The organism is Bacillus sp. FSL K6-6038 (assembly GCF_038050455.1).
GTDB classification, from domain to species: Bacteria; Bacillota; Bacilli; order Bacillales; family Bacillaceae_G; genus Bacillus_A; species Bacillus_A pseudomycoides.
On sequence record NZ_JBBOUH010000001.1, the window covers coordinates 4120146 to 4147073 of the forward strand.

The 26928-nt window shown below is 36.2% G+C and carries 26 protein-coding genes and 1 tRNA gene; 6 read left to right on the forward strand and 21 right to left on the reverse strand.

Annotated features, from left to right (window positions below; translation table 11 throughout):
• Positions 1 to 65 precede the first annotated feature (65 nt).
• From NSQ40_RS21740 to NSQ40_RS21795, 12 genes are all read right to left on the reverse strand, one after another.
• Positions 66 to 644, reverse strand: a complete 579-nt coding sequence (locus NSQ40_RS21740) for a 5-formyltetrahydrofolate cyclo-ligase (protein ID WP_003200367.1) — start codon at positions 642 to 644, stop codon at positions 66 to 68.
• 167 nt (positions 645 to 811) lie between these two features.
• Positions 812 to 961: a 50S ribosomal protein L33 gene (rpmG, locus tag NSQ40_RS21745; protein WP_001265618.1), complete on the reverse strand. Its 150-nt coding sequence runs from the start codon at positions 959 to 961 to the stop codon at positions 812 to 814.
• Positions 962 to 1031: 70 nt separating this feature from the next.
• Entirely contained in the window at positions 1032 to 3386 is a 2355-nt protein-coding gene (locus tag NSQ40_RS21750; RefSeq protein ID WP_097786623.1) for a sugar phosphate nucleotidyltransferase, read from the reverse strand.
• A 343-nt stretch (positions 3387 to 3729) separates the two neighbouring features.
• Positions 3730 to 4386: a phosphate signaling complex protein PhoU gene (gene phoU / locus NSQ40_RS21755; protein WP_016116338.1), complete on the reverse strand. Its 657-nt coding sequence runs from the start codon at positions 4384 to 4386 to the stop codon at positions 3730 to 3732.
• A 341-nt stretch (positions 4387 to 4727) separates the two neighbouring features.
• Complete coding sequence (gene pstB, locus NSQ40_RS21760) at positions 4728 to 5543, reverse strand: phosphate ABC transporter ATP-binding protein (RefSeq protein WP_016116339.1); 816 nt, start codon at positions 5541 to 5543, stop codon at positions 4728 to 4730.
• 21 nt (positions 5544 to 5564) lie between these two features.
• On the reverse strand, positions 5565 to 6431 hold the full coding sequence (gene pstA, locus NSQ40_RS21765; RefSeq protein WP_003208513.1) for a phosphate ABC transporter permease PstA: 867 nt from the start codon (positions 6429 to 6431) through the stop codon (positions 5565 to 5567).
• A 1-nt stretch (position 6432) separates the two neighbouring features.
• Complete coding sequence (gene pstC, locus NSQ40_RS21770; protein ID WP_018765833.1) at positions 6433 to 7383, reverse strand: phosphate ABC transporter permease subunit PstC; 951 nt, start codon at positions 7381 to 7383, stop codon at positions 6433 to 6435.
• Between the two features lie 27 nt (positions 7384 to 7410).
• Positions 7411 to 8328, reverse strand: coding sequence for a PstS family phosphate ABC transporter substrate-binding protein (locus NSQ40_RS21775; protein WP_018765834.1), 918 nt, complete (start codon positions 8326 to 8328; stop codon positions 7411 to 7413).
• A 316-nt stretch (positions 8329 to 8644) separates the two neighbouring features.
• Complete coding sequence (locus NSQ40_RS21780) at positions 8645 to 10747, reverse strand: peptidoglycan D,D-transpeptidase FtsI family protein (protein WP_097786624.1); 2103 nt, start codon at positions 10745 to 10747, stop codon at positions 8645 to 8647.
• A gap of 109 nt (positions 10748 to 10856) precedes the next feature.
• Positions 10857 to 12134, reverse strand: a complete 1278-nt coding sequence (locus tag NSQ40_RS21785) for an MFS transporter (RefSeq protein ID WP_003200351.1) — start codon at positions 12132 to 12134, stop codon at positions 10857 to 10859.
• Positions 12135 to 12270: 136 nt separating this feature from the next.
• The gene (gene sodA, locus NSQ40_RS21790; RefSeq protein WP_003200350.1) at positions 12271 to 12882 is read right to left on the reverse strand and encodes a superoxide dismutase [Mn]; all 612 of its coding nucleotides are present in this window, start codon (positions 12880 to 12882) and stop codon (positions 12271 to 12273) included.
• A 224-nt stretch (positions 12883 to 13106) separates the two neighbouring features.
• Positions 13107 to 13180 (reverse strand) — tRNA-Ile (locus tag NSQ40_RS21795).
• Between the two features lie 653 nt (positions 13181 to 13833).
• On the opposite strand from NSQ40_RS21795, the gene NSQ40_RS21800 reads away from it, so the two are divergent.
• The 3 genes from NSQ40_RS21800 to ispG all read left to right on the forward strand — a co-directional run bounded on the left by NSQ40_RS21800 (position 13834) and on the right by ispG (position 16276).
• Positions 13834 to 14601, forward strand: a complete 768-nt coding sequence (locus NSQ40_RS21800; RefSeq protein ID WP_003200348.1) for a DUF1189 domain-containing protein — start codon at positions 13834 to 13836, stop codon at positions 14599 to 14601.
• 64 nt (positions 14602 to 14665) lie between these two features.
• Entirely contained in the window at positions 14666 to 15013 is a 348-nt protein-coding gene (locus NSQ40_RS21805; protein WP_003200346.1) for a hypothetical protein, read from the forward strand.
• Between the two features lie 165 nt (positions 15014 to 15178).
• Entirely contained in the window at positions 15179 to 16276 is a 1098-nt protein-coding gene (gene ispG / locus NSQ40_RS21810; RefSeq protein ID WP_162617293.1) for a flavodoxin-dependent (E)-4-hydroxy-3-methylbut-2-enyl-diphosphate synthase, read from the forward strand.
• A gap of 81 nt (positions 16277 to 16357) precedes the next feature.
• Here the strand turns inward: ispG and NSQ40_RS21815 are convergent, their stop codons facing one another.
• The 4 genes from NSQ40_RS21815 to NSQ40_RS21830 form a co-directional block, all read right to left on the reverse strand.
• Positions 16358 to 16771 (reverse strand): Fur family transcriptional regulator, encoded by a 414-nt coding sequence (locus tag NSQ40_RS21815; RefSeq protein WP_003200343.1) that lies wholly within the window; start codon positions 16769 to 16771, stop codon positions 16358 to 16360.
• A 13-nt stretch (positions 16772 to 16784) separates the two neighbouring features.
• Positions 16785 to 17618 carry a metal ABC transporter permease gene (locus NSQ40_RS21820; protein ID WP_003200340.1) on the reverse strand — a complete coding sequence of 278 codons (834 nt, stop codon included), beginning with the start codon at positions 17616 to 17618 and terminating at the stop codon, positions 16785 to 16787.
• Complete coding sequence (locus tag NSQ40_RS21825) at positions 17618 to 18388, reverse strand: metal ABC transporter ATP-binding protein (RefSeq protein WP_003200336.1); 771 nt, start codon at positions 18386 to 18388, stop codon at positions 17618 to 17620. The genes NSQ40_RS21820 and NSQ40_RS21825 overlap by 1 nt, the downstream gene beginning before the upstream one ends.
• Before the next feature lie 258 nt (positions 18389 to 18646).
• Complete coding sequence (locus NSQ40_RS21830; protein WP_003200334.1) at positions 18647 to 19525, reverse strand: YitT family protein; 879 nt, start codon at positions 19523 to 19525, stop codon at positions 18647 to 18649.
• Between the two features lie 151 nt (positions 19526 to 19676).
• Here NSQ40_RS21830 and NSQ40_RS21835 point away from each other — a divergent pair, with 151 nt between their 5' ends.
• A complete protein-coding gene (locus NSQ40_RS21835; protein WP_003200331.1) occupies positions 19677 to 19931 on the forward strand; it encodes a DUF2624 domain-containing protein in 255 nt (84 codons plus the stop codon).
• Between the two features lie 20 nt (positions 19932 to 19951).
• On the opposite strand, the gene NSQ40_RS21840 is transcribed toward NSQ40_RS21835, so the two are convergent.
• A complete protein-coding gene (locus tag NSQ40_RS21840; protein WP_003208520.1) occupies positions 19952 to 20848 on the reverse strand; it encodes a deoxyribonuclease IV in 897 nt (298 codons plus the stop codon).
• A 279-nt stretch (positions 20849 to 21127) separates the two neighbouring features.
• Positions 21128 to 22438 carry a DEAD/DEAH box helicase gene (locus tag NSQ40_RS21845; RefSeq protein ID WP_003208521.1) on the reverse strand — a complete coding sequence of 437 codons (1311 nt, stop codon included), beginning with the start codon at positions 22436 to 22438 and terminating at the stop codon, positions 21128 to 21130.
• Between the two features lie 181 nt (positions 22439 to 22619).
• On the opposite strand from NSQ40_RS21845, the gene vrrA reads away from it, so the two are divergent.
• Both vrrA and NSQ40_RS21855 read left to right on the forward strand, forming a co-directional pair.
• Positions 22620 to 23258 (forward strand): VrrA/YqfQ family protein, encoded by a 639-nt coding sequence (gene vrrA, locus NSQ40_RS21850; protein WP_033796421.1) that lies wholly within the window; start codon positions 22620 to 22622, stop codon positions 23256 to 23258.
• Positions 23259 to 23348: 90 nt separating this feature from the next.
• The gene (locus tag NSQ40_RS21855; RefSeq protein WP_003200678.1) at positions 23349 to 24299 is read left to right on the forward strand and encodes a 4-hydroxy-3-methylbut-2-enyl diphosphate reductase; all 951 of its coding nucleotides are present in this window, start codon (positions 23349 to 23351) and stop codon (positions 24297 to 24299) included.
• A gap of 230 nt (positions 24300 to 24529) precedes the next feature.
• Here NSQ40_RS21855 and NSQ40_RS21860 read toward each other — a convergent pair whose 3' ends face one another.
• The 3 genes from NSQ40_RS21860 to cccA all read right to left on the reverse strand — a co-directional run bounded on the left by NSQ40_RS21860 (position 24530) and on the right by cccA (position 26924).
• The gene (locus NSQ40_RS21860; RefSeq protein ID WP_033796422.1) at positions 24530 to 25651 is read right to left on the reverse strand and encodes a Nif3-like dinuclear metal center hexameric protein; all 1122 of its coding nucleotides are present in this window, start codon (positions 25649 to 25651) and stop codon (positions 24530 to 24532) included.
• Positions 25648 to 26355, reverse strand: coding sequence for a tRNA (adenine(22)-N(1))-methyltransferase (locus NSQ40_RS21865; protein ID WP_003200673.1), 708 nt, complete (start codon positions 26353 to 26355; stop codon positions 25648 to 25650). The genes NSQ40_RS21860 and NSQ40_RS21865 overlap by 4 nt, the downstream gene beginning before the upstream one ends.
• A gap of 212 nt (positions 26356 to 26567) precedes the next feature.
• Positions 26568 to 26924, reverse strand: a complete 357-nt coding sequence (cccA, locus tag NSQ40_RS21870) for a cytochrome c550 (protein ID WP_003200671.1) — start codon at positions 26922 to 26924, stop codon at positions 26568 to 26570.
• Between the last annotated feature and the right edge of the window lie 4 nt (positions 26925 to 26928).

Consider the following 26928-nt stretch of genomic DNA (forward strand, 5'->3'; position numbering starts at 1 on the left):
AATAAGAAAACGTTCACATATTTTATTATAATCAACAAGAAAAAGTCTCGTCAATTTTTATTTGTCTATACAAGTCCATTTTGAAGAATTGTTTCTTTTTCTGTAATAATTTTTTGTACATTTTGATCAAACGACTCTGTTGGAATATAACTTACAATTTGAAAATCAAAAGCTAATGATAACGTTTTCCCTTCATACTGCAGCAGATAACGATCATAATAACCACCGCCGTACCCAATACGTTCCCCTCGTCTTGTATACGCAACTCCGGGTACAAACAGAAGATCAATTTCATTTGCTTCTGTTTCTACTGTTAGCGCAGGAATTGGTTCACGCAAGCTCATATATACTGTTTCTAATTGATCAAAATTTGTAATTTGACGAAAGATCATTGTTCTTGTCTCTCTATTACACTTTGGTACAACAACTTTTTTTCCTTCTCGCCATGCTTGTTCAATAATTACATATGTATTCACTTCATGTTCCATCGAAAGAGTAATTCCGATTGTTTCCGCTTCTCTCCACTCTTTTTGTTCATATAAAGAAAATACAATTTGTTCTGATAAAGTTTTGTGCTGTTCTTTCGATAAAAAATTCATTTGCTCTACTATTTTCTTACGTAAACGTACCTTCTCCTCTTTCACACGCTTTTCCCCCTATAAAGTGATCCTTTACTTACTTTATAATTATTAATCGAAAAAATGAATTATGTTCTTGTAAACAGTCTATCATTTTTTTCATGTATCATCACTTTTCAATAAGGGTTATAACCATAGTAAAAAAAAAGAAACAGTAGGAAATTTCCTACTGCTTACTTTGTTTCACGGTGTAACGTAGACTTCTTGTCACGCTTGCAATACTTTTTAAGCTCAAGGCGCTCCGTGTTGTTACGTTTATTTTTCTTTGAGATATAGTTACGATCTCCGCATTCTGTACATGCTAGAGTAATATTCACACGCATTCTTATTTCCCTCCAGTCACTAATAACTTAAATCAGACTATACTATAATACCACTTTTAAAATAAAAATTCTACACCTTTTGATATTGTCTAATTTTTTCTATAAGAGTTTTCATATTTTCCTTTGCTATTACTGGGTTTCTCGCGTGTGAATATACAAGAAATTTAGGATGTTTTGCATCAGAAACAATATAAGACCACTCTTTTTCTGTATATTTAAATTGGATTCCCTCTAATACTTCGACTTCTCTTTTTTCCATATCTTGCAATAACATTCCCATTACTTTCCCTTTCTCTTTCCACGAGCAAACAACTTCATCACATAATAAGTAAAGGGGTGGTGATTGCTCTAACATCGTCGACAAAGTATTTCCTTGCCGAGCAATTAGTTCGAATAATTTTCCAATCCGATATAAAATATCTTGCTGCCATCTCATCTGAAACTTACTTTGTTCACCATACATATAAAAAAGAAGATAGCACTCTCCTAATTTTAACGATAATGGATAAACACTTTCTGTCGTCTCAAGTAATAAATCAGGCACATCGATTTCTTCACAATTCGCGCTTTGGTAAATCCCACCATGATTATCATATAATTCAAATTTATTTCCTTGTTCATAAAACATAAGAGCCATATGAGCTCTACTTGATTTCATTAACAATTTAACATGTTCTTTTTGCTCACTAGCATAAACCCATGTAATTGTGCAACCTAGTTTTCGCAAGAAGGATATGAGTAGGGACTGAAACATTTCATCTCTTTTATTAATAAGAAGGTGAAATGTTTGCTTTTGTATCGTTTCGATATCCAAATACACTAATACAGATTCAACATATTTCTCTAAACAAACATGTACCGTTTCATTTCGTCCTATGTCTTTATCATATACATAATGAAATGCTTCTGACATATACAAGTGTTCCATTTCTTTTTGCTGTTTATACGATAACCTTATGCCTTCCTTACCATACAGTTGAATGACAATTCCTTCTTCTTGTTCAAAGCGAATAAAAATGCCCCCTGCACATTCGAGTTCATTGATCGCATACCGAAAGGCCGAATCGTTCATTTCTTGACATTCCATCGTATACAAGCCAACACTATGAATTGCATGTAGAAATAACTTTTTAAAAATATCAACTTTTACATCATCATATCCCCCTATCAATATACGCTCCCCTTTTGAAAAAAGAGAGCCATATGCCATTGCTATTTTTACAACAACTTGAGGTGTCATTTCTATATTACCTCTACCTACTACCCGGCTTTTTTGCAGCCAACCTGAGTTTTTTTCATTTTCAGTAATTCCTGACGAGGCAATAATAGAATGACTATCAACAACTTTATTAGGCCATATTTTCCCATTGTGTTGTATCACTGTATTTTTTCCAATCTGGCAACGGTCTGCTACCACACTTTTCTCAAATAAAGTTACATCATCTTTAATCATCGCATTTTCTCCAACGGTCGCTTCTAATAGCTCACAGCGTTTTCCTACATACGTATGGGCAAGAACAATACTTTTTTGAACATGCGTATGATCTAATATTGTGCTGCACTTACCGATAATTGAATATGGCTCAATTATTACCCCCGCTCCGATGGACGCTCCTTCTCCGATAAAAGATGGACCGTGAATTTTTGTTCCCTTTTCAATAGTTACCCCTTCTCCCATCCAAACCATCGGTAGTACTTCCGTATAAGAAATGGGTACCTGTACTTTCTTTGTAAGTAAGTCAAAATGAGCCTGCCGATATTGATCTAATGTGCCAATATCTAACCAGTAGCCTTGCGCTACATATCCAAAGAGTGCTTTTTTATTTTCCAGCAAAGGAAAGACATGGTGACTAAAATCAAAAAACTGCGCTGATGGAATATAAGAAAAAATTTCGGGGTCCATAATATAAATGCCTGTATTTACAATATTTGAAATCACTTCGTTCCAACTCGGTTTTTCCATGTAACGTATAATTTCATGCTCTCTATTCATAACGACTGAACCAAATGATAGTGGGTTTTCCACTTCCTTCACAAACATTGTGACCAGTCTATTCCTGCATTGATGGAATTCAATTCCTTTCGATAAATTAAAATCCGTCAATGCATCTCCACTAATTACAACAAATGGCTCATCTAAAAACGCTTCTGCTTGTTTAATGCTTCCTGCCGTACCAAGCGGCGGCGAATCTTCGAAATATTGCAACTCCACTCCCCATTTACTTCCATCACCAAAATACCGCCTAATTGCCGTACTCATATATTGAACTGTAATTGCAATCTCATGAATACCATGCTCCCTTAGTAACTCAATATTGTATTCTATAACTGGTTTTTCAAGTAATGGTAACATTGGCTTTGGAAGATTACATGTTAACGGTCTAAGACGCCTTCCTTTTCCTCCAGCTAAAATAACCCCCTTCATATACATTCATCCTCCACGTTTATAATGTTGAACGACCTTGTATATCATATGTATGTCACTTATGTAGAAATTAACCTTTTCACTTCACTGAACCACATTAGTAAGCGCTTACTTTATAGCTTAATACTGTAAAATTTTAATCAGTGGCGTTTTTCCTTGTCCTTCACTGAGTGTCTACCTTCACCAATCAAGTTTTTTACAGGATAAACAATCACTTCCTATATTATTCCATATCATATTATGATACATCTTATCATCATAGAGAGGACAAGACAACGAGCTTTTTTTGTCATGTTTTGACTAAAAAAGCAAGTGATATTCCATCACTTGCTAACATTTTTTCCTATTCATTTAATAAATAATGTTTTCCTTTCACCAAGTAAAAAACATTCTCGGCAATATTCGTAATGTGATCTGCTACACGCTCAATGTAACGTGCAATAAAAGATAATTGTGTAATTTGCGTAATCGCTTCAGGATGTTCAGGGATAGAGGAAATAAATTCACGAATCGCTCTCCCGTATATTTCGTCAACAGAATCATCCATTTCCGCAATTTGTTTTGCAGAAGTTAAATTTTCTTCTTGATATGCTTCTAACGATAAATTTAACATATCCATGGCAATCGTAAACATTTGTTCTAGACTATGCAAGCTAACAGATACATCTTTTTCTCCGAGCCGAATTGTTGATTTAGCAATATTTACGGCATGATCTGCAATACGTTCTAAATCTGTTGCTGTCTTAATCGAAACAAAAATTCTTCGCAGATCGCTTGCAACAGGTTGCTGTTTTGTAATTAGCATAAGTGCAAGGTCATTAATTTCTTCTTCTAAATTATCCATACGGTAATCACCATCAATGACTTCTAGCGCTTTTTCTACATCTTTCTTCTGAAGCCCTTCCATAGAACAAGAAAGGGCTTCTCTTGCCAATTCTCCAAGTTCAATTACCTTTTGCTGCAATGTGTGTAAATCATAATGAAATTGCTCCCTTACCATGTTGTTTCCCCCTTTAGCTGTTACATATATGAAAACTCCCGCCACTTAGCTCCTTTGGATCTTGAAGTGGGGGTTTCTCGTGTGTCTCCTCTAACAGATGCGTAACACGAGTGGAGCTGACACAGTTACCTGATAGCACAACCCCTCTATTTCATTGGCAAACGCCTTTGGAACCACTTTTTTAATATATTGTACAAAGCGTACAAGAATGCGGTTACTAGCAATTCAGCTCCCCGCTCAAGGACTGTGCTGAGCATAGTCCTTGAGCGGGGAGTTTTCTTACTTGATTTTTGATAAAATGATAAAAGCCCCTTATAAAGGGGCTTTTACTCCCAAAAACATTAACCAAATCGTCCCGTGATATAATCTTCTGTTCGTTTATCTGTAGGAGTAGTGAATAATTTGTTTGTATCTGTATATTCAACAACTTCACCGCTTAGGAAGAACGCTGTTTTATCAGAGATACGTGCCGCTTGTTGCATATTATGCGTCACAATTACAATACTAAAATCTTTCTTTAGCTCTTGAATCAATTCTTCAACTTTCAATGTAGAAATCGGATCCAATGCTGATGTCGGTTCATCCATTAAGATTACATCCGGTTCAATCGCTAAACAACGCGCGATACATAAACGCTGTTGTTGTCCACCAGATAAACCATATGCATTATCGTGTAATCGATCTTTTAATTCATCCCAAATCGCTGCACCACGTAAACTTTTTTCAACAATTGCATCAAGTGTCTTCTTATCACGAATACCATGAATCTTTGGACCATAGGCAACATTCTCATAGATAGATTTCGGAAATGGATTTGGCTTTTGGAACACCATTCCAACATGCGTACGTAATTCTTCAACAGGATATGACTTATCAAAAATATTTCGATCTCGATATTCAATTACTCCCGTTGTGCGAACGATAGGTACTAGCTCTACCATACGGTTTAACGTTTTTAAATATGTTGATTTTCCGCAACCACTCGGTCCAATAATTGCTGTTACTTCATTCTCATGAATACTTAAATTAACATCTTTTAATGCATGATCTTCTCCATACCATAAATTTAAATTTTTTGTGTCGAATACAACCTTCTTCGTTGCTGACTCAATTTTCTCTTCATTTTTCACCTGTACATTTACTACTGTTGCTACCATTTTGAATTCCCCTTTCATCCACTACTTACGATTTCTCAACCATAAGACAACCACATTTATAATGAGCAACAATCCTAATAAAACGATCATACCGGCTGCTGCTACATGCTGAAACTCCTCTTGCGGTCTACTCATCCAATTAAAAATTTGAATCGGTAAAACTGTAAATCTATCAAACATGTTAAGCGGAATATAATTAGCAAAAGCAAGCGCCCCAATGATTAATAATGGTGCCGCTTCTCCGATTGCCCTCGATAAAGCCAAAACACATCCCGTTAAAATTCCTGGCAAGGCAGTTGGCACTACAATTTGATACATTGTTTGCCATTTTGTAGCACCGACACCATATGAGGCTTCTAACAAAGAGCTTGGCACCATACGAATTGCTTCTTGACTCGACACAACAACAGTTGGTAACACAAGAAGACTCATCGTAAACGCTGCTGTTACTATACTCTCACCTAACTGAAGACCATATACAAAAATTGTTAAACCAAGCAATCCAAACACAACAGATGGCACCCCCGCTAATGTTTGAATATTTAATTCTACGATTCTTGTGAATACAGATTGTCTTGCATAATGCTCTAAATAAAGAGCTGTACCTACTCCAAATATAAAGGAAACTGGTACTACTATACTCATAAATACAATTGTTCCTGACAATGCAGCGGCAATACCAGCTTGCTTTGGATTACGCGAAGCAAAGTTCATAAAAAAATCTATCGAAAGATAACTTATACCTTTTTCAAAGATTTGATAAAGTAATAAAATTAGTATGCAAATAGAAAATAGCATTGTCATATAAGAAATTGACTTATATATTTGATCCTTCCAAAAACGCGTTGCCATATTTTCTTTTATTCTCTTATGATTCAGCATTCGCATCTTATATCGCCTTTCTAAAACGGTGCATAATCTGCTGCGAAATCATATTCATCATGAATGTAAACATAAGTAACGTCGCGCCTACAGCGTACATACTATAGTATGCGATCGTTCCATGGGGGGCATCACCTAAGCTTACTTGCACAATATAAGCCGTTAACGTTTGAATGGAGTGCGTCGGATCTATAGATACATTGGGCGTTGAACCTCCAGCAATGACAACAATCATCGTTTCACCAATCGCACGTGAAGCCGCTAATAGGATTGCAGCCATAATACCGGTAAATGCAGCTGGAAACACAACCTTTCGTACAGTTTCAAAACGCGTTGCACCTAGCCCAAGTGAAGCCTCTTTTATTCCTTTAGATACAGCTCCCATTGCATCTTCAGAAAGAGAAGCGATTGTTGGAACCATCATAATTCCTATAACAATGCCTGGACTAATTGCATTAAAGAACTGTAAATCCGGAATGACACGCTGCAAGGCCGGTGTGACAATCGTTAAAGCAAAAAATCCATATACAATTGTAGGAATACCTGCTAGTAGTTCTAAAATGGGCTTTAACACTTTTCTAACAAAGTGTGAAGCATATTCATTTAAAAATACGGCACATCCTAGTCCAATTGGAATAGCTACTATCATAGCGATTGTTGTTACAATTAAGGTCCCACATATAAGAGGAAGTATCCCAAACTTAGGCTCTTCAAAAAATGGTAACCATTCTTTCTCAGTAAAAAAAGAATACATTGATATTTCACGAAAAAACATAATTGTTTCATTCGCTAGCGTAATAACAATACCGATTGTTGTTATAATAGATACGCTAGCAATTGCCTTTAATAGTAACGGAACCATTCGATTGATTCGCTGCGTTTTTTTTCTTTTGATTGTATTTCTTTCAATCAAATGTTGCACAGAAAATGCAAATTGACTTTTGTCATTTCGAGCCAAAGATGAAAACCCCTTCCCATCCTGACATTATCTTTTTATTTCTGTTAACATTCGCAGCTGTTCACTATATTTCTTTTGTGGTAATTTAACATATCCGACTTCTTCAGCAAGTCCGCCCGCATGTTGCATCATAAACACCACATACTCTGCCACACTGCTTTTATTTCGAATCGAAGCATGGTTTACATAAGCAAATAGCGGCCTAGACAATGGCTTATAAACACCAGATTGAATGTTTGCTTTCGTTGGTGGTACACCATTTACTTTTACGGATTTTACCTTATCTCGATTCGCCATATAGTACGCATATCCCACAAATGCAATTGCATTTTTATCATTCATTACCCCTTGCATAATGACTTGATCATCTTCAGATAAAGCAACTGTTTTTGCAAGACGATTGTTTCGCAAGACAACACTTTGAAAATAATCATACGTACCGGAATCAACACCTGGTGCATAAAATTGCACCTTTTCGTGCGGCCATTTCGGATGAATATGTGACCATCGTTTCGTTCTCCCATCTTCGCTCCATAATAGACGTAATTCTTCTATTGTCATATTATCAGCCCATGTATTTTGACGATTCACAATGATTGTGAGGCCATCATAAGCAATTTCAAATGGTGTAAACTGGATGGAATTTTCCTTCATAAAATTTTCTTCTACTTGTTTTACCTGGCGCGATGCATTATTTATATCTACTTCGCCTTTGCCAAAACGATGAAACCCTCCTCCTGTCCCAGATATACTAATAGAAATTTTCACACGTGGTTCTTTTTTTGTGTACTCTTCCGCTATAGCTTCCATAATTGGAAAAACGGTTGAGGATCCATCAACTCTCACTTCCCTCACATCATTAGCAGCGGATGGAGTAGACACATATAAAAAAATGAAACATGTCGATATTGCTAAAATCTTGATAGATTTTTTTGTCCATTTCACGTGTAGCTCCTCCTAGAAGTATCCTGGAGTAACAGGATTACAGATATAAGAATAATGCCCAACTATTAATTCGGTTTTAATAATTTGTAAAAGTTTTGTAAAGTTCAACATAATGTGGAGGAATACGATACTTCTTTCTCATTTTCACTTCTTTTCTCAAAAGTAAATATATGACCGGTCATACTATGAGAGAGTTCACTTTTTAACCCCCTATTTCGCGTATAGGATATGCTCGTCCACAATTACTAAAACCTATGCATAAAATACAAAAAAAAGCACACTATCTTTTAAGATAGTGTGCCAAATTCACATATTTTTATTCTTTTTTACCTTTTTCATCTTTTGGTGCTTCACCTGTTACTTCTTGTTTTTTCAAGTCAAAGTAAGCATCCATAATTTCACGACCGATATTTCCGTTAATTCCAGACTTATCATCGTGTACCCATGGAACAACAACGGAGAATGCAACTTCAGGATTATCAAGCGGCGCATAACCTACTAATGTTAGGTTATAAGTTGATACAGGCTCGCCTTTTGCATTTCTTCCGATATCTTTGTTACCACCATAAAACGTTTGTGCTGTTCCTGTTTTTCCAGCAGCTGTATATTTTGCACCTGTAAAGTATTTTGTACCTGTACCACCTGAATCATTAAATACTTGTCTAAATCCTTCTTGCACACGCTGGATTTGATCTTCAGGCATATCAATACGATTTAATACTTTTGGTTCCATTGATTGAATCACTTTTCCGACTTCATCTGGTTTAGATGATGGTTGACGAATTTCTTTTACGACTTGCGGTTGCATACGATAGCCACCATTGGCAATTGTAGAAACATATTGTACAAGTTGAAGCGGTGTATACGTATCATACTGCCCGATTGCTAAGTCTAATAAGAAACCTGGTTGGAATCCAGAACCTCTCTGACCAGCTATTTCATTTGGTAAATCAATTCCTGTTTTCACACCAAGCCCAAATTGTCCAAAATAATAACGCATATCATCGAATGCCTTTTTCTTAATATCTAATGTACCGCCCCTTTGATATTGCACTCCAGCAAGATTCATGGCTGTTTTAAACATGTATACGTTAGAAGACATTTTTAAAGCGGTAAGGTCGTTAATACTGCCCATCGTTTTCCAAGAAGCTTTTTGCGGTGTACCTTTTAATTTAATCGGTTCATCCACTAGAACTGTTCCAGGCGTAATTGCTCCTGTTTGATATCCCGTTAGCACCGTAGCACCTTTCACAGTTGAGCCCATCGGATACGCACTTGTCATTGTTCCTAATGCGTAATCTTTTATCTCTTTCGTTCCATTTTCGTCTACGATTTGTTTCCCAGCCATAGATAAAACTTCACCATTTTTCGGATTCATCATCACAACAAATGCACGGTCTAAAAGTGGTTCTGCACCTGCATATTGCTTTAAATACTTCGTAAGGATTTCTTCTACACGCTTTTGCAGTTCCATATCAATTGTTAAATTCAGATCATTGCCTCGTTGACCTTTAGAAACGTTTATTGTTTCTAAAATATTTCCGTCTTTGTCTGTAACATTTCTCACTTCTGCTTTTGTACCATGAAGCGTATCCTCATATTGCTGTTCAATATAACTTTTACCAACGCGGTCGTTACGGTTATAATCTCGAACAAGAAAATAATCTAGTCGTTCTCTTGGCAACCCTTCATCTGAGCTTGTTACACCACCAAGTACACTACGGAACATATCATCATAAGTGTATTTACGATCCCAATCAACTGTCGTATCTACACCTGGCAACAATGCTAAATTTTCACTAATGATTGCATATTCTTCTGTTGTTACATCTTTTTTTATGATTTGCGGTGTCATTGCATATCCGCCATCCATTTTACTCTTAATTGCAAGTATTTCTAAATCTTCGGGTGTTAATTGATTTATTTCTGCCTCTGTCACGCGATTACGCTGACGCTCTGCCATTTCTTTATCATCAATTTTCTTTGCTTTAAATTCAGCTTGGTCTTTCTTTGTAATCTTTTCCTTTGCCTCTTTTTCATGTAAAGAAAGCCAATAATCTTTTTTATCACGTTCTGTTAATTTATCTGGTGATACTTCAATTAGCTTCGCCAGTTTTTTCGCTGTTTCTAAACGTTCTTCCGAAGTTGAACCCTTCAGTCTTGTAAACGTAATGGTACGAACTGGGTTATTATCCACAACCGCACGACCATATCTATCAAAGATCTTTCCGCGTGGAACTGGATTACTTACTGTTGAGTTTTCCTTTTTTTCAACTTCATTTTTATAGTCCTCACCATGTACAATTTGTACCATTCCAAGCTTTACAATGATCGCTGAAAACATTAAAAACACACAAAAAAACAACACGTTAAGCCGAAACGGAACGTGGGTTTTCTTTTTTTTCTTCTTTTTACTCATACGAACCCCCTCTACCAACAGCTATGTAATAGGAAAGGGACACCTTATTATAGGTGTCCTCACTGCTGTTTTACATGTCTTTTTATTCTAGCATAAAATCCAGAAGAAGTTAACCTTCTCGTTCAGTATGATTTTGTGTTGTTTCAGGTGCTGGAATCCTTGGTTTATTTGGATTCCCTTCCCCGTATTTGACATTTCTAACAGCAAAATAAATAAGTAAATGTCCAGCTCCAAGAATACATAATAGAACAGGTAAGCTTTTTTCTGGCTGGAAAAATGATACTGCACATAAAAAACTTAAAATCGAACAAATTCTTCCGCTGTTTAACCATAATTCTCGAACAACAATATACTCGACCCGCCATTCTTTCGCCTGCTTTGCTCTTCCGATTACATCGTATGTCATCGATCCGTACGGAACAAGTAAAATCGGATAAGCTATTGCAATACATGCTGCATAAATGAGTAATTTTACATATGTAACATGAAAAATAACTAAAAATACAACGACATACAAAATAATTCCACCAAGTAAAATCGCCTTTTTTCTCCACTCCTTTTTTAACATACGCGCAACCAAGTAATAGCATACAAATGAAACAGCGGAATTGACTAAACTATACTTTCCTAATGCAAATTCGCTCCCTGATGCCAAATAGACATATACAGAAATAACAAAAATAAACGTCCCTTCCCTTAATCCTTGAAAAAAGTGTGCGCGTGTAATCCTTCCCCAGTTTTTATCAACCTTACGTTCTTTCAAAACTTGAACAATTTCATAGCGCCCCTCACATTCTCTTTTCGATAAAAAGAAGCTTATGACAACAGCAATTGCAAATAAAGTTAATGAAAGAAAAAAGATAACTGTATAACCGCTCCATTTCTCCATACGTGAAATCGTATATCCTGCTGTTATTGGCCCAATCATTCCAGAAAAGGATGTTAAAAGACCAAGAAAACCGTTAAAAAAATCACGTGTTTCCGGTTCCGTAATCTCAAATGTCAACAGATTAAATGCAAGCCAATAAAAACCGTATCCAATTCCAAGAAGACCGCCAAGTAATAAAATGTAATGTGAAGCATGCGTTCCTGCGAGTAAAACAACAATAAAAAAAGCAGCTAATGTTCCCACACCGATTCGCAGTAAAATAGCACGATCTATCCGTTTTGCCAATTTTCCTGCAAAAAGAAATGTTAGTGGCTGCAATACAACGCTTGCTAAATTATACAAACCAAGGTTCACATAGTTTTGTGTTTGTTTCCATAAATAAATGTTAACAAACGTGTTGGATAAAGAAATTGCGAGCGTGTATAATCCCCCCATAACAAGTAACAATATTAAATCACGATTCACCTCGACATCGCCAATTACATGTTTCCACTTCATACATAACTCTCCTTTACTTCATGTTCTAGTCTTCCAAAGACGAGCACAATTATGTAAAAGAAAGCATACAAAAAAGCTAGGAGAATATTCCCCTAGCTTCTTCAATATCGCCTTACCTAAAACGGAACAAGCGATATTATTTAGCTTCTTGGTAACGTTTTTCAGCTGCGTTCCAGTCTACAACGTTCCAGAATGCACCGATGTAGTCAGGACGACGGTTTTGGTAATGTAAGTAGTAAGCATGCTCCCAAACATCTAAACCGATAACTGGAGTTTTACCTTCTGTTAAAGGTGAATCTTGGTTTGGAGTGCTTGTTACTTCTAGCTCACCATTGTTTACTACTAACCAAGCCCAACCAGAACCGAAGCGAGTTGCACCAGCTTTTGCAAATTCTGTTTTGAATGCATCAAAGCTACCGAATTTCGCTTCAATTGCAGCTGCAAGTTCACCTACTGGTTGTCCACCACCATTTGAAGATAGAATTGTCCAGAAGAAAGTATGGTTCGCATGTCCGCCACCGTTATTGCGTACTGCAGTACGAATTGCTTCTGGTACTTCATTTAAGTTTGCAACTAATTCTTCAACACTTTTGTCAGCTAGTTCTGCATGACCTTCTAGCGCAGCGTTTAAATTTGTTACGTAAGTGTTGTGGTGTTTTGTATGATGGATGTTCATTGTTTCTTTATCAAAGTGAGGTTCTAAAGCATCATACGCATAAGGTAAATTTGGTAATTCATGTTTTGCCATTGTTACATTCCTCCCAGTTTATGTATTGCCAAAATGACTTGGCATACAACTTCATTTTACCCTAATTGCCATAGGGTGAAAACAAATTAAATCACATTGTCTTGCTATCATTAACGTAGCAAAATTCCCATTTCTTTTCAAATAAAATGCTCATATATTTCGTAAAAAAAGCTTCCTTCTACAAGGAAGCTTCTCGTCTACATGATGAACATTTGAAATGGATATGGACCCTGTAGGACTCGAACCTACGACCGGACGGTTATGAGCCGTCTGCTCTAACCAGCTGAGCTAAGGGTCCAGAATTATGTATATATCGGTGGCTGAAATTTAAATCACACCACCAAGTCTCCACAGAACTTTCATACAAGATAAAAACTGTATGATTGCATGGTTGAGTCACTGCGAGATATATCGGTTAAGAAATGTAAGATAAATTTACCATATAAAAAAGAAAAGTGTCAATTGTATTTTTACTTTTCTTAAAGTCAAACTTCCATCAGTAAACTTTTCCTCATTTCTCAATAATGGTGAGCTCTCGTCTATTTTACATTTACTGAAGTCTATCTTTTTTATTTTCAAATCTTAAAAAAACACCTTACTGCAAGCGAATAATTATATAAATCCATTTTGTTTTTTCGATATATAATAATCCCCCACTACGCAAAACAAAAAGTGACCTGCACTTGTTTTCTCTCTTTGTTTTACCGTCGGACGGGGCAGGAAAAAGGATCTGACTGCTTCTATGCATAGCCAGTTGCCCTCTCCTACCTAAAAGAAAGGTTTTATGTCAGGGTTTCAATTTATATTGATATAGCAAAAAGTCCTTTATAGCTCTCACTTACTGGGGTATCAATCTTACTTCACACGATATAACTTGTGGTTCTCTAGATTCGTACGTTACAATGATTTTATGCATCAATCTATCATACATATAGCAAAGGAAGTGAATATATGTCCGTATTTACGCAGCTAGTAAAAAGTTTATATTCGCCAAAAGACATGGCACTTTTTCGTTTTCAAAAAATCGGAAAAACGATTCTGTATATCATGTTATTGTGTTTAATTGCAACAATCCCAAAAACCTTTACATTTGGGAATTTCACCCAAGATGTTGTTTCTACTGTACATCAATCAATTGAAAAAGATCTCCCAGATTTTAAAATTGAGAACGGCGAACTTCATGCCGACGTTAAAGAACCCATTATAAAAGAAGATGGGAACTTTGTTTTCGTATTTGACCCTAATGCAACGGATACGACTGCATATGCAAATAAACAAGGTGTATTCGTTTTAAAGGATAAAGTTGTATCTATTAATAACAATCAAACACAAAGTCAGTCTTATAGCGATTTTGGGAATGGTACATTTGAGAAAAAAGATATTAAAGATATCATATCAGCCATTGATAGCATTTATCCTATTCTCATGCTTGTTGTAGGAATAGTCATTTATTTGTTCCAATTATTCATTTCATTCCTAGGGGTAACAATTTTAGCCTTTATTGGTTCTGCAATGGGCGGTCAGCGGAAGTTATCTTACAAACAAGTTTGGACATTAACGGCTTACAGCTATACAATTCCAACAATTTTCTTTATGATTATGGATTTATTAAAAATAAATGTACCCTGGTCATTCCTTCTGTACACTGCAATCATTTTAATTGTTCTGTACTTAACCATTAAAGAAATACCAAAACCTAAAGAAAAACACGAACTATAAAAAATGCCATTTTGGCATTTTTTTTTTGGACAAGCATATATTTCCTAACAAAGGAGTGAGGAATATGAAAAGACTTGGTACACTCTTACTTGTGCTTGTTCTCGGTTACGTGTTTTATTACGATATAAAAATTGGTACTTTACCAATGTTAAGTTCATACAAAAAACCAACAGCTGCCCAAACTGTAAAAAAAGAAAATGTTGATACAAAATCCAAAAAAGAAACGGATGCACAATATAAAGCGATTGAAGTAAAAACAGGAGATACTGTTTTATCCATTACAGAAGCGATTAACAAGAAAAAAGTTCCTTCTATTGAAAAAGTAATCGATGATTTTAAACAATTAAATAAAAATACATCTTCTACAAAAATTCAAATTGGAAAATCTTACAAATTTCCATTATATCAATGAACCATCACTTAATCCTTGTCAATTACATAAAGGCGCTGATACAATAGTAAAAGTGAAACCGAGCATATAGGTTTCTATCGCTCCATATCACATATACTATATTTGATATGAGGCAACAAAATAAGAAACTTCTTTTATAAGGAGAGCGATCTATTCGTGAATGAAATGACTCATCGTACAAAAACACGTCCTGTTAAAGTCGGTAATTTAACAATTGGCGGTAATAATGAATTAATTATACAAAGTATGACAACAACAAAAACGCATGATGTAGAAGCTACAGTTGCTGAAATTAAACGTTTAGAAGAGGCGGGTTGTCAAATTGTCCGCGTTGCTGTTCCAGACGAACGCGCAGCAAATGCTATTGCTGATATTAAAAAACAAATTAACATCCCACTTGTTGCTGATATTCACTTTGATTATCGTCTTGCTTTAAAAGCAATTGAAGGCGGCATTGATAAAGTACGTATCAATCCAGGAAACATTGGGCGTCGCCATAAAGTAGAAGCTGTTGTAAATGCTGCAAAAGAACGCGGTATTCCAATTCGTATTGGTGTAAATGCTGGTTCATTAGAGCGCCATATTTTAGAAAAGTACGGCTATCCTACTGCAGATGGTATGGTTGAAAGCGCACTGCATCATATTAAAATTTTAGAGGACTTAGATTTCCACGATATCATCGTATCCATGAAAGCCTCTGATGTTAACTTAGCAATCGAAGCTTATGAGAAAGCAGCTCGTGCCTTTGATTATCCATTACATTTAGGCATTACAGAATCTGGAACACTATTTGCTGGAACGGTAAAAAGTGCTGCTGGTCTTGGAGCAATCTTAAGTAAAGGTCTCGGAAATACACTTCGTATTTCATTAAGTGCTGATCCTGTTGAAGAAGTAAAAGTTGCTCGTGAACTTTTAAAATCATTCGGTCTTGCATCGAATGCTGCAACACTTATTTCTTGTCCAACTTGCGGTCGTATTGAAATTGACCTTATCAGTATTGCAAATGAAGTAGAAGAATATATCTCTACGCTGAAAGTACCAATCAAAGTTGCTGTACTTGGATGTGCTGTAAACGGACCTGGTGAAGCTCGTGAAGCTGATATCGGTATTGCCGGTGCACGTGGAGAAGGTTTATTATTCCGTAAAGGAAAAGTCGTTCGCAAAGTACCGGAAGAAACAATGGTAGAAGAACTCAAAAAAGAAATTGATGTAATTGCTGCTGAAATGGCTGCAAATCAAGAAAAAGAAAAACAAGAGCAATAATAAAAACGGCTGCCTGGATGTCACCAGCAGCCGTTTTATAACTACAAATAAAAGCTTGTCAGTCTTTACGCTGACAAGCTTTTACTTTGCACACTTCGGGCAACGCCCGTATATTTCAAACTTATGCCCTGTTACTTCGTATCCTTTAAAATCTTTATTCATAAAATCCATTGGACAGGAAGTAATTTCTTTCGTACCACCACAATCCAAGCAAATGAAGTGATGATGATGTTCCATAATTGAACATGTAAAACGAAAATGCTTTTCTCCATTTAATTCTGTTTGCTCTAAAACACCAATTTCAGCAAATACCGTTAAATTACGATAGATTGTATCAAAACTTAGTCCTGGGTAATCATTCTTCATATGCTCTAAAACGTCTTTTGCGGTTAAATAACGATTATGAACCGCAAATAAACGTAACATTTCTTCCCTTTTTCCAGTGTGTTTATAGCCTTTTTCTTTCATAAGACGTAAAGCTTCAGTCAGATTCATAACTATCCCTACTTTATGCAGTTTTTTTCTTCTTCCATAAGATTGCACCGATTAAAATAAGAACCGCTAGCATAACAATTGTACCACCTGGAGCTAAATCAAGCTGATAAGAAGCAAACAGCCCACCTATCACGGAAATTTCACCAAATAAAATGGAAAAGAAAATTGTTTGTTTAAATCCTTTTGCGATGCGAATACTTGCGGCAACTGGTAACGTCATTAGGGATGATACGAGAAGAACCCCAACAACACGCATTGATACTGCAATGACAAGCGCAACTAAAATAATAAAAATAAAATGAATCCATTTAGCACGAAGACCTGTTGATACAGCATATTCCTCGTCAAATGATAATAAAAATAACTCTTTATATAATAAAATAATTGTTGCAATAACTACGATTGCTACAATACCAATAAGAATTAAATCCGTGCTTGTTACAGCACTCACGCTACCAAATAAGTAACTAAATAAATCCGTATTAAATCCATTCGCAAGTGAAATAAAAACAACTCCGAGTCCCATCCCTGCTGAAAGAATAATTGGAATCGCTAATTCTTGGTAATGCTTATATACAGTACGTAATTTTTCAATTAATAGTGCTCCGCCTATCGAAAAAATCATTCCCATATATAACGGATTTAAAAAACCACCTGTAAAAATCGTTTTTTCTAGTAACAAACTTGCGGCAATCCCTGATAATGTCACATGACTTAAAGCATCTGCAATCAGTGACATGCGACGAATGACAACAAATACACCGATTAACGGGGCAACAAGCCCTATTAAAATACCAGCGTATAAAGAATTGCGTAAAAAATCATATTGTAAAAAATCCTGTATCATTATATCCTCCCGTGATGCTCATGATCATGTTCTAAACGATGAACATGATGTCCATATAAAATCGACATTTCTGCATCTTCTAACTCTCGGAATTTCTCAACATTTCCATGGAAATGCAAATGCTGATTTAAACATGCAACATGCGTCACCTTCTCTGTTACAGCTCCCATATCGTGTGTAACCAGAATCAATGTGATACCTAGTTTTTTATTTAAATCTTCTAGTATCTCATAAAAGCTCTCTACACTCTTTACATCAATCCCCACTGTAGGCTCGTCCAAAATCAGTAATTCTGGATTACTTACAAGCGCGCGTGCAATAAACACACGTTGCTGTTGTCCACCGGAAAGCTCTCCGATGTTACGATTTTGAAATTCACTCATTCCTACATCTGCGATTGCCTTTGTAACCTTTTCTTTATCTTCTTTCTTCAAGAAACGAAATAGGCCTTTTTTTGAAACAAGCCCCATTGAAACAACTTCAAAGACAGTTGCTGGAAAACCAGAGTTAAAGCTGTTAGCCTTTTGTGAAACATAGCCAATTTTATTCCACTCTTTAAACTTCTTGCTATCAATACCAAATAACCGAATACTCCCTTTCTTCGGCTTCAAAACACCTAATATACACTTTAATAGGGTCGATTTACCAGATCCATTCGGTCCAACCAAACCTAAAAAAGCTCCCTTAGGAACTTGCAAATTAATATCTTCTAACACATTTCGATCTTCATACCGAAATGTCAGTCCTTCTATTTCCAACATATTCTTCATAGCATCTCACCTATTTTAATTCAGAATGATTCCGATTTACCTCTATTTGAATTATAGTATAACTTATTATAGTTGTAAACCAATCTGCCCAAAAATATATTCTTTATTTCGGACAACCTTATTATTATAACAAAAAAGCAGAGAAAATCTCTCTGCTTTTTAAGGATATTCAAAAATTACGGCAAAGATTGCTTTTACATTTCCTCATACTTTGGAACTGATTGGCCTTCTTTATCTTCTTTTTTTGAACATGTACTTTTAATGAATAGCGGATTTAAATTTACCACCATTTGTCTCTTGCGTACTCATAATTGTAATAAAGGCATTTTCATCAATTTCATGAACAATTGATTTTAATTTTGTTACCTCAAGACGTGTAACAACTGCATAAATTACTTCTTTCTCTTTATCTGTATAACCACCTTTAGCAACGAGTTTCGTTGTTCCACGACCAAGGCGGTGTAAGATGGCATTTGATACTTCTTCATACTGATCTGATACAATCAGTACTGCTTTTGTCTCATCCAATCCTTGAATAACCGTATCAATTGTTTTAAATGCGATATAGTATGTCATAACAGAATACATCGCCTGTTCGACACCAAACACAAATGCTGCCCAAGCAAAAACAAATAAGTTCACAAACATAACAAATTCACCAACAGAAAACGGTAATTTTTTCGTTAATAAAATCCCCATAATTTCCGTTCCATCTAATGAACCACCATGCCTAATAACAATCCCTACACCAATCCCTAAAATAAGACCACCAAAAACGGTTGCCAAAATCGGTTCCGTCGTAAAAGGCTTGAAAGAATGTAATGTTGACTCAATAAATGCTAAAGCGACGATTGCAAAAGCAGAAGATAACATAAAAGTTTTCCCGATTTGTTTATACCCAGAATACATAAACGGTAAATTGAGGATGACAACTAAAGTAGAGAAACTTAACCACCAAATGTTTGGAGTAAGATAATCTAGTATGAGGGAAATACCGATAATACCACCGTCAATAATTTTATTTGGCATTAAAAACAGTTCAATAGCTACTGCCGCACACGTTGCACCAAAGACAATCATAACTAAACGATACAATAGGTGAATAATACTTTCTTTTCTATGTTGCTTTTTTTCCATAAACCCTCCTTATATACTTTTTATATAGTTTTGTTCTTTTATTATAACATAGTCTTCTTTTACTTATAGAAAAAAGCATCTACTATGCGAATATATACAAGCATCCCGCACATATATTTCGATATAAGAACAACTGAAGGAGGACTACATCATGAACCTCATCAAGCACATTGTAAACAAAAAATTAAATCATATGACAACAAAAGAATTATTGAAATATAGTAAAGAATATGAAGTTCCCATCACAACTGAACAGGCTGAGCAAATTGTCCCTTTAATAAAAGGGAAAAACATCAACATTTATGATACAGGAGAAAGACTAGAACTTTTAAAAAAGATTGCAAAAGTCACTTCCCCATCTACCGCTCAACAAATAAATACGCTATTTCAGAAACTATTAAAATAAGGAGGTGGAAATCCCCCTCCTTATTGTTCTTTAATCTTCTCAAGAAGACCTTCATCAAATGAGCCACTCTTCAACATTTCAATTTCAAACTTATATGGTGGTTTTTTATCTTTCTTATCCTCACCTACATACGGTGTTTCAAGAATTTTTGGTACATGCTGTAATTGCGGATGGTGTACGATGTGGTGTAACGCTTTATAACCAATATGACCGAAACCAATATTTTCATGACGGTCTTTTCCAGCTCCGCGTATATTTTTACTATCGTTAATATGCAATACTTGCAAACGATCAATCCCAACAATTTTATCAAATTCATTTAATACACCGTCAAAGTCATTCACAATGTCATAACCTGCATCATGCGTGTGGCACGTATCGAAACATACAGATAACTTTTCGTTATATTTTACACCATCAATAATTTTTGCAATTTCGTCAAAGCTGCGTCCGCACTCTGTTCCTTTTCCAGCCATCGTCTCTAGTGCAATATTCACTGTCTGTTCTGGCGTCAATACCTCATTTAGGCCTTTAATGATTTGCTGAATACCAGCTTCAGCTCCCGCGCCAACATGAGCTCCTGGATGAAGTACAATTTGCTTCGCTACACCTAACGCTGACGTTCTTTCAATTTCCATGCGCAGGAAATCAACACCTAATTGAAACGTTTCCGGTTTTGTCGTATTACCAACATTAATAATATAAGGTGCATGGACAATAATTTCTTCAATACCATTGAGCTCCATATGTTTACGCCCTGCTTCTATATTTAACTCTTCAATTGGTTTTCTTCTCGTATTTTGCGGTGCACCTGTATAGATCATAAAGGTTGTCGCACCGTATGAAGCAGCCTCTTCACTTGCTGCTAATAACATTTTCTTACCACTCATAGAAACATGAGATCCAATCTTTAACATATAATCACCTCTTCAATATACAATAGCTATAATGATAGCATAATTTGTAGAAATATGTAGTGAATTGTTTGTTCACAAAACAATAAACATACTGCTAAAACAGATTCACAAGTTACGCCCCCCGCTTCTAAAGCATGGAACTCTTCTTAGCATATCAAGATTAGTAGCGTTTTTCTTAATTCCTGCTGGTTATTAGTCCTCACCTAACGCCTTTATTTTTGCTACAGGAAAGATTCACATTTACAAATAAAAGGATAAAAAAAGATAAGGGATCTCCCCTTATCTTTTTTTATTACTGTATTTATTCTTCACTTTTGCACGTTCTGTTGCCAGTTTTCTCTTATAATTAGGTTTTACTTTTTTCGGCTTCTTAACAACTTTCGTTGCCATAATATCAAGTTCATCATTTGGCTTTTTACGACTTTTACGACGACGGCGGTCACCTAAATCAGCCCATTCATCTCCACGTAAGTCTACATGGTTAAATATGATATTACGTTGTTTTTCTAAGCTATCTAACGCTTCTTCATTTGCTGGATCATAAATCGTCACTGCAATTCCTGAATATCCAGCACGAGCTGTTCTTCCTACGCGGTGAACAAAGAAATCTAAATCAGATGGAAGTTCATAGTTAATAACATGGCTAATCCCTTCAATATCAATACCACGTGCGGCTAAATCTGTAGCGACAATGTATTGAAACTCTAAGTCACGAACTTGTTTCATCATTTTTTTACGATCACGTGGTGATAAATCACCATGAATTCTTCCTACTTTTAATCCACGCTCTGCTAATCCGTCCGCAACTTCATCCGCTTTTTTCTTTGTATTTGTAAAAACGATTGCTAAATACGGCTTAAATTGAAGTAACATATTTTTCACTAATTCAATTTTATTACGATGCCTAGAAGGAACTAAATAATGCTCAATATTCCCTGCTGCAACTTGTTTTGGATTAATATGAATATGCTCTGGATTCTCCATATACTTCTTCATAAACGGTTTTAATTTTTGAGGAATCGTTGCAGAGAAAACAAGCATTTGCAAGTTTTTAGGCATACGCGCTGCAATTTTATCTACATCTTGAATGAATCCCATATCAAGCATCAAGTCTGCTTCATCAACAATAATCGTAGTAGCTTTATGAACGAATAGCGCTTTTTCTTCTACTAGATCTTTAATACGCCCGGGTGTCCCAATAACAACATGAGGTTGTTTTTTCAATTTTTCAATGGATCTTTGCTTATCTGTTCCTCCGATTAAGCAGCGTGCTGTAATCATTTGATCTTCTTCACAAAACTTTGTTAACTTTACAATCTCTTGATAAATTTGTTGTGCTAACTCACGAGTAGGCGCTGTAATGACAAGTTGGACCTCTTCTCGTTTCGCATCAATTCGGTTTAATGTTGGAAGTAAATATGCGTGTGTTTTACCAGAACCCGTTTGGGACTGTCCAATTACACTCACACCTTTTTTCACAACAGGAAAAATTTTCTTTTGAATTTCTGTCGGCTCTGAAAAGCGTAGTTCACGAACTGCATCTATTAAAAACGGTTGAAAATTATATTGTGTAAATGTTTGTAGTGTCATAAGTTACACCTTCTTTCTAAAATTTCTACTGCGCGCACAAATCAGTCAAGTCTACATTATATCGAAATCTAATAGTAAAATCCATCTTTAGTTTAGGTTTTCACTCCAAAAACTAACCTTCTTTCTTTTCATTGCATATTGTATGTGTATATACCTAACTGAAGAAAGGAGGAGTTCTCTTATGTATCCGAACTCTCCTATGGGACAAATGTATACAGGACAGCAACCGTACACCCCGTATCCTATACCTAATTTACCTCCTATGATGCAAAAAAAGAAAGGATTTCTCTCGAAGCTATTCAAAAAACACGATCCGACTCAGCCCTTTATGCAAATGGTTCCTCCCTATCGACAAATGGAGGGGCAACCGATGATGCATCAACATCAGCAGCCCTATATGCAGCAGTCACAACAAATGATGCCACCTCAAATGAACAATCCGAATGAAATCCGTGGCTCAGCACCGATTATACCTAGCGCTAGCGGTGGCATTGGCAGCTTTTTTTCCAACTTAATCTCCAATCCAACAGGTATGTTAAATAACATTGAAAAAGTTGCTCAAGTCGCTCAATCTGTTGGACCTGTCGTCGAGCAGTATGGACCCATTGTGCGTAGCATACCAAGCATCGTAAAAATTCTCACTTCTGGAAAAGGTGCTGCTGAAGAATCAGCAGAAGAGGTGGAAGTAATTACTACACCTCCACCACCTTCAAAAAAGAAAAAAAAGAAGAAAATAATTTTAGAACCAGTTATTGAAAGAGCCTTACCGAAAGAGGAGAATATCCCGCGTATGGCACCAAAACCGAAACTATATGTCTAACAATCCTTTGTTTTCTGTCCGCTCCTCCTTTATAATGGAAAAGACTATGTACAAAAAGGATTCCTTGTTTAGAAGGAGAGGATTACTCACATGAAAATTGTTAAAATTTCCCCTCGTGGTTATTGCTACGGTGTTGTTGATGCAATGGTCATTGCACGCAATGCTGCACTAGATAAAACATTACCGAGACCGATTTATATTTTAGGTATGATTGTTCACAATAAACATGTAACCGACGCTTTCGAAGAAGATGGCATTATTACATTAGATGGTCCAAGTCGATTAGAGATTTTAGACAAAATTGATTCTGGTACTGTTATTTTCACAGCACACGGTGTTTCTCCAGAAGTTAAACAACGTGCAAAAGAAAAAGGGTTAACGACAATCGATGCAACATGTCCAGATGTTACGAAAACACACGACCTTATCGAAACAAAAAAATCGGAAGGATACCATGTGATTTACATTGGTAAAAAGGGACATCCAGAACCAGAAGGTGCCGTTGGTATTGCACCTGACATCGTTCATCTTATTGAAAAGGCAAATGATTTGGAGACACTAGAAATCCCAACAGAGAAAATTTTAGTAACAAATCAAACAACAATGAGTCAATGGGACGTTCAGCACCTGATGGAAGACATTCAGAAAAAATTCCCAACAGCTGAATTTCACAAAGAAATTTGTTTAGCAACACAAGTACGTCAAGAAGCAGTTGCTAAGCAAGCAGATGTGGCTGATTTAACGATTGTTGTCGGTGATCCAAAAAGTAATAACTCAAACCGTTTAGCCCAAGTATCACAAGAGATTGCTGGTACAAAAGCATACCGCGTTGCAGATGTAAGCGAAATCCAATTAGAGTGGCTGCAAGGGATCGAAAATGTCGCTGTTACCGCAGGGGCCTCTACACCAACGCCAATTACAAAAGAAGTAATCGCCTTTTTAGAACAGTACGACCCAATGAACCCAGCAACTTGGGAACGTAAACGAAACGTACCACTTCAAAAAATCTTGCCACGTGTAAAAGTAAAAAAACAACAATAAAAAAAATCCGTTGCTAACTCACTAGCAGCGGATTTTTTTATTCAATATAAATCTATTTTGATTTTTTCACATATAAGTCGCTACTACGAAGAACAAAAAAATTACCTATATTCTTTTTTCTCTTTGTTTTCACTTGGCATGGGGCAAAAAAAGGCTCTGACCACTTCTATGCATAGCCGGATGCTCTCTTCCATCTAAAAAGAAAGATTTATAATTTTTCTTTTTAGAGCTTATACAAAAGTAAACGGATCTGTATGTAACTGAGAAGCATGAATTTGCACAGCAAATTTTTTCTCATCTACTTTTTGCTGTAATTGCTTTTGCACACCTTGTTTCATTACTTTTTCAACATTATGTCCTGGATCCACAATATTTAATCCGAGCATCATCGCATCATGTGCAACATGATAATACATATCGCCCGTCACATACACATCTGCCCCTTTAAATTTCGCTTGCGTAATATATTTATTCCCATCACCGCCAAGCACTGCTACTTTCCGCACTTTATCGTCTAAATTCCCAACAACTCGCGCACCTTTTACATCTAATGCCGATTTCACATGTTCAGCAAACTGGCCTAATGTCATTTCTTCTTGCAAATATCCAATTTTACCAAGTCCTAACGTTTCTCCCTTATTATCAAGGGGGTATACATCGTAGGCAACTTCTTCATATGGATGTGCTGTTAACATTGCTTTTACTACTTTTCGCTCTAGTGGGGCTGGGATAATCGTTTCAATCTTTACCTCTTCTACACGCTCTAACTGCCCAGTTTCGCCTATATAAGGGTTTGTCCCCTCCCCAGGCATAAATGTACCTATTCCTTCACTATTAAACGTACAATGGCTATAGTTGCCGATATAACCAGCGCCAGCATCCCCAAGAGCTTTGCGAACTTCTTCAGCATGCGTTGCAGGCACACATACAACAATCTTTTTCATTTCTTCCGAGTATGTCGGAACAAGCACTTCTGTATTTTGTAATCCCAGCGCCTCAGCAAGCAAGTCGTTCACTCCGCCTTTTGCTACATCGACATTTGTATGCGCTGCATAAACAGCGATATCGTTTTTGATACACGTTTCAATAATTCGACCATACGCCTTATCTGTATGGATTGCTTTTAGCGGATTAAAAATAAGCGGGTGATGGGCAATAATTACATTCGCACCTATTTGAATCGCTTCTTCTACAACCGCTTCTGTAACATCTAGTGCAATCAATACATGCTGGACTGGCTTATTGAGTGCACCAATCTGCAAACCAATTTTATCGCCTTCCATCGCTAAATGCTTCGGATACATACTTTCAAATAAAGAAATCACTTCATGCCCATTTGGAATTTTACTCATGATAAAACCTCCTCTATCATTTTCATTTTCTCGACTACTTCAATTCGTTTTGCCTTTGTATCTTCTGATTCTGTCGCACGCTCTATTTGCTTCAGGATATTTTGAAAGTTTTTCAGTTCATTTTCCCATTTCTCTACAAACGCATCACTTTTTTCCTTCATCAAAAATGGTCCAATAAATAACTCTGTTTGTTTGTTTTCATGATAAGGAGTTAGCGGTTCTCCTTTTTCCCCAACTAAAATCTCATAAATCTTTCCGTCTTCTTTTATAATTTTTTCATGAATAAGCTCCCAACCATTTTCAATAAACCATTCACGAATATGATGTGCAGCAATATTAGGCTGTAAAATTAAACGTATTACACCGTTTAGCTTTTCTTTTCCATTCTCTAAAATATCACGAATTAGCGCTCCACCCATACCAGCAATTGTAATAACATCGACTTCTCCTGGTGTAATAACAGCTAAGCCATTTCCTTTACGAACATCTACCTTTTCTTGTAGGCCACTCTCAGCTACTGTAGCCTGTGCAGAACGGAATGGCCCATCTACCACTTCTCCCGCTACTGCCTTCGTAGCAATATTATTTATGATTGTATAGCACGGTAAATACGCATGGTCGGAACCAATATCTGCAACTGTAGATCCTACTGGAATCTCCCGCACTACTTCTTCTAATCTTTTTGAAAGCTTCACTTCATTCATTTATTTCCATTACTCCTTCTCTTGTCAGTCTGTCTCCATGATAATGAATTTACAGTAGTTGTTGCAAGTAAAGAAACAAAACAATTCATTTATTTCATCGTATTTTAGATTGAAAGAAAAAACAAGCTCCCTGCTATAAGCAAAGAACTTGTTTTATCGGTCGTATTCCACTACATGCGAATCATACAATTCTCACGGATTAAAGGTTCACTTTATTTTTTCTTTGATAACCAATCAGCTACTTTAGAAGCCTGATCTGCTGGGATTATATTCGCTGGCATATTTCCTTTCCCTTTTGTAAGCACTTCCTTAATTTCATCTTTGGAAAGTTTCCCACCAACTTTTTGTAAGTTAGGCCCTACTGCACCTTGCAACTGATCACCATGACAGCTCGTACAACTTTGTTTCACAATATCTTCTGGTTTCGATGCCGTTTGTGCAGGTTTCCCACCATTTTTTGCATCAGCAAGCTCTTTAGATTTATGTAACCCCTGAAATGAAAATACAAACATAATGATAATGCCCAGTGCTGCAATAAGAGCGAATGGAATCAACGGATTACGTTTCATATCT

Coding starts and splice junctions, on each gene's coding strand:
- rpmG (WP_001265618.1), bottom strand. CDS start 961: ATGCGTGTGAATATTACTCTAGCATGTACAGAATGCGGAGATCGTAAC.
- NSQ40_RS21750 (WP_097786623.1), bottom strand. CDS start 3,386: ATGAAGGGGGTTATTTTAGCTGGAGGAAAAGGAAGGCGTCTTAGACCG.
- phoU (WP_016116338.1), bottom strand. CDS start 4,386: ATGGTAAGGGAGCAATTTCATTATGATTTACACACATTGCAGCAAAAG.
- pstB (WP_016116339.1), bottom strand. CDS start 5,543: ATGGTAGCAACAGTAGTAAATGTACAGGTGAAAAATGAAGAGAAAATT.
- pstA (WP_003208513.1), bottom strand. CDS start 6,431: ATGCGAATGCTGAATCATAAGAGAATAAAAGAAAATATGGCAACGCGT.
- NSQ40_RS21780 (WP_097786624.1), bottom strand. CDS start 10,747: ATGAGTAAAAAGAAGAAAAAAAAGAAAACCCACGTTCCGTTTCGGCTT.
- NSQ40_RS21785 (WP_003200351.1), bottom strand. CDS start 12,134: ATGAAGTGGAAACATGTAATTGGCGATGTCGAGGTGAATCGTGATTTA.
- sodA (WP_003200350.1), bottom strand. CDS start 12,882: ATGGCAAAACATGAATTACCAAATTTACCTTATGCGTATGATGCTTTA.
- NSQ40_RS21800 (WP_003200348.1), top strand. CDS start 13,834: ATGTCCGTATTTACGCAGCTAGTAAAAAGTTTATATTCGCCAAAAGAC.
- NSQ40_RS21805 (WP_003200346.1), top strand. CDS start 14,666: ATGAAAAGACTTGGTACACTCTTACTTGTGCTTGTTCTCGGTTACGTG.
- ispG (WP_162617293.1), top strand. CDS start 15,179: ATGACTCATCGTACAAAAACACGTCCTGTTAAAGTCGGTAATTTAACA.
- NSQ40_RS21815 (WP_003200343.1), bottom strand. CDS start 16,771: ATGAATCTGACTGAAGCTTTACGTCTTATGAAAGAAAAAGGCTATAAA.
- NSQ40_RS21820 (WP_003200340.1), bottom strand. CDS start 17,618: ATGATACAGGATTTTTTACAATATGATTTTTTACGCAATTCTTTATAC.
- NSQ40_RS21825 (WP_003200336.1), bottom strand. CDS start 18,388: ATGAAGAATATGTTGGAAATAGAAGGACTGACATTTCGGTATGAAGAT.
- NSQ40_RS21830 (WP_003200334.1), bottom strand. CDS start 19,525: ATGGAAAAAAAGCAACATAGAAAAGAAAGTATTATTCACCTATTGTAT.
- NSQ40_RS21835 (WP_003200331.1), top strand. CDS start 19,677: ATGAACCTCATCAAGCACATTGTAAACAAAAAATTAAATCATATGACA.
- NSQ40_RS21840 (WP_003208520.1), bottom strand. CDS start 20,848: ATGTTAAAGATTGGATCTCATGTTTCTATGAGTGGTAAGAAAATGTTA.
- NSQ40_RS21845 (WP_003208521.1), bottom strand. CDS start 22,438: ATGACACTACAAACATTTACACAATATAATTTTCAACCGTTTTTAATA.
- vrrA (WP_033796421.1), top strand. CDS start 22,620: ATGTATCCGAACTCTCCTATGGGACAAATGTATACAGGACAGCAACCG.
- NSQ40_RS21855 (WP_003200678.1), top strand. CDS start 23,349: ATGAAAATTGTTAAAATTTCCCCTCGTGGTTATTGCTACGGTGTTGTT.
- NSQ40_RS21860 (WP_033796422.1), bottom strand. CDS start 25,651: ATGAGTAAAATTCCAAATGGGCATGAAGTGATTTCTTTATTTGAAAGT.
- NSQ40_RS21865 (WP_003200673.1), bottom strand. CDS start 26,355: ATGAATGAAGTGAAGCTTTCAAAAAGATTAGAAGAAGTAGTGCGGGAG.
- cccA (WP_003200671.1), bottom strand. CDS start 26,924: ATGAAACGTAATCCGTTGATTCCATTCGCTCTTATTGCAGCACTGGGC.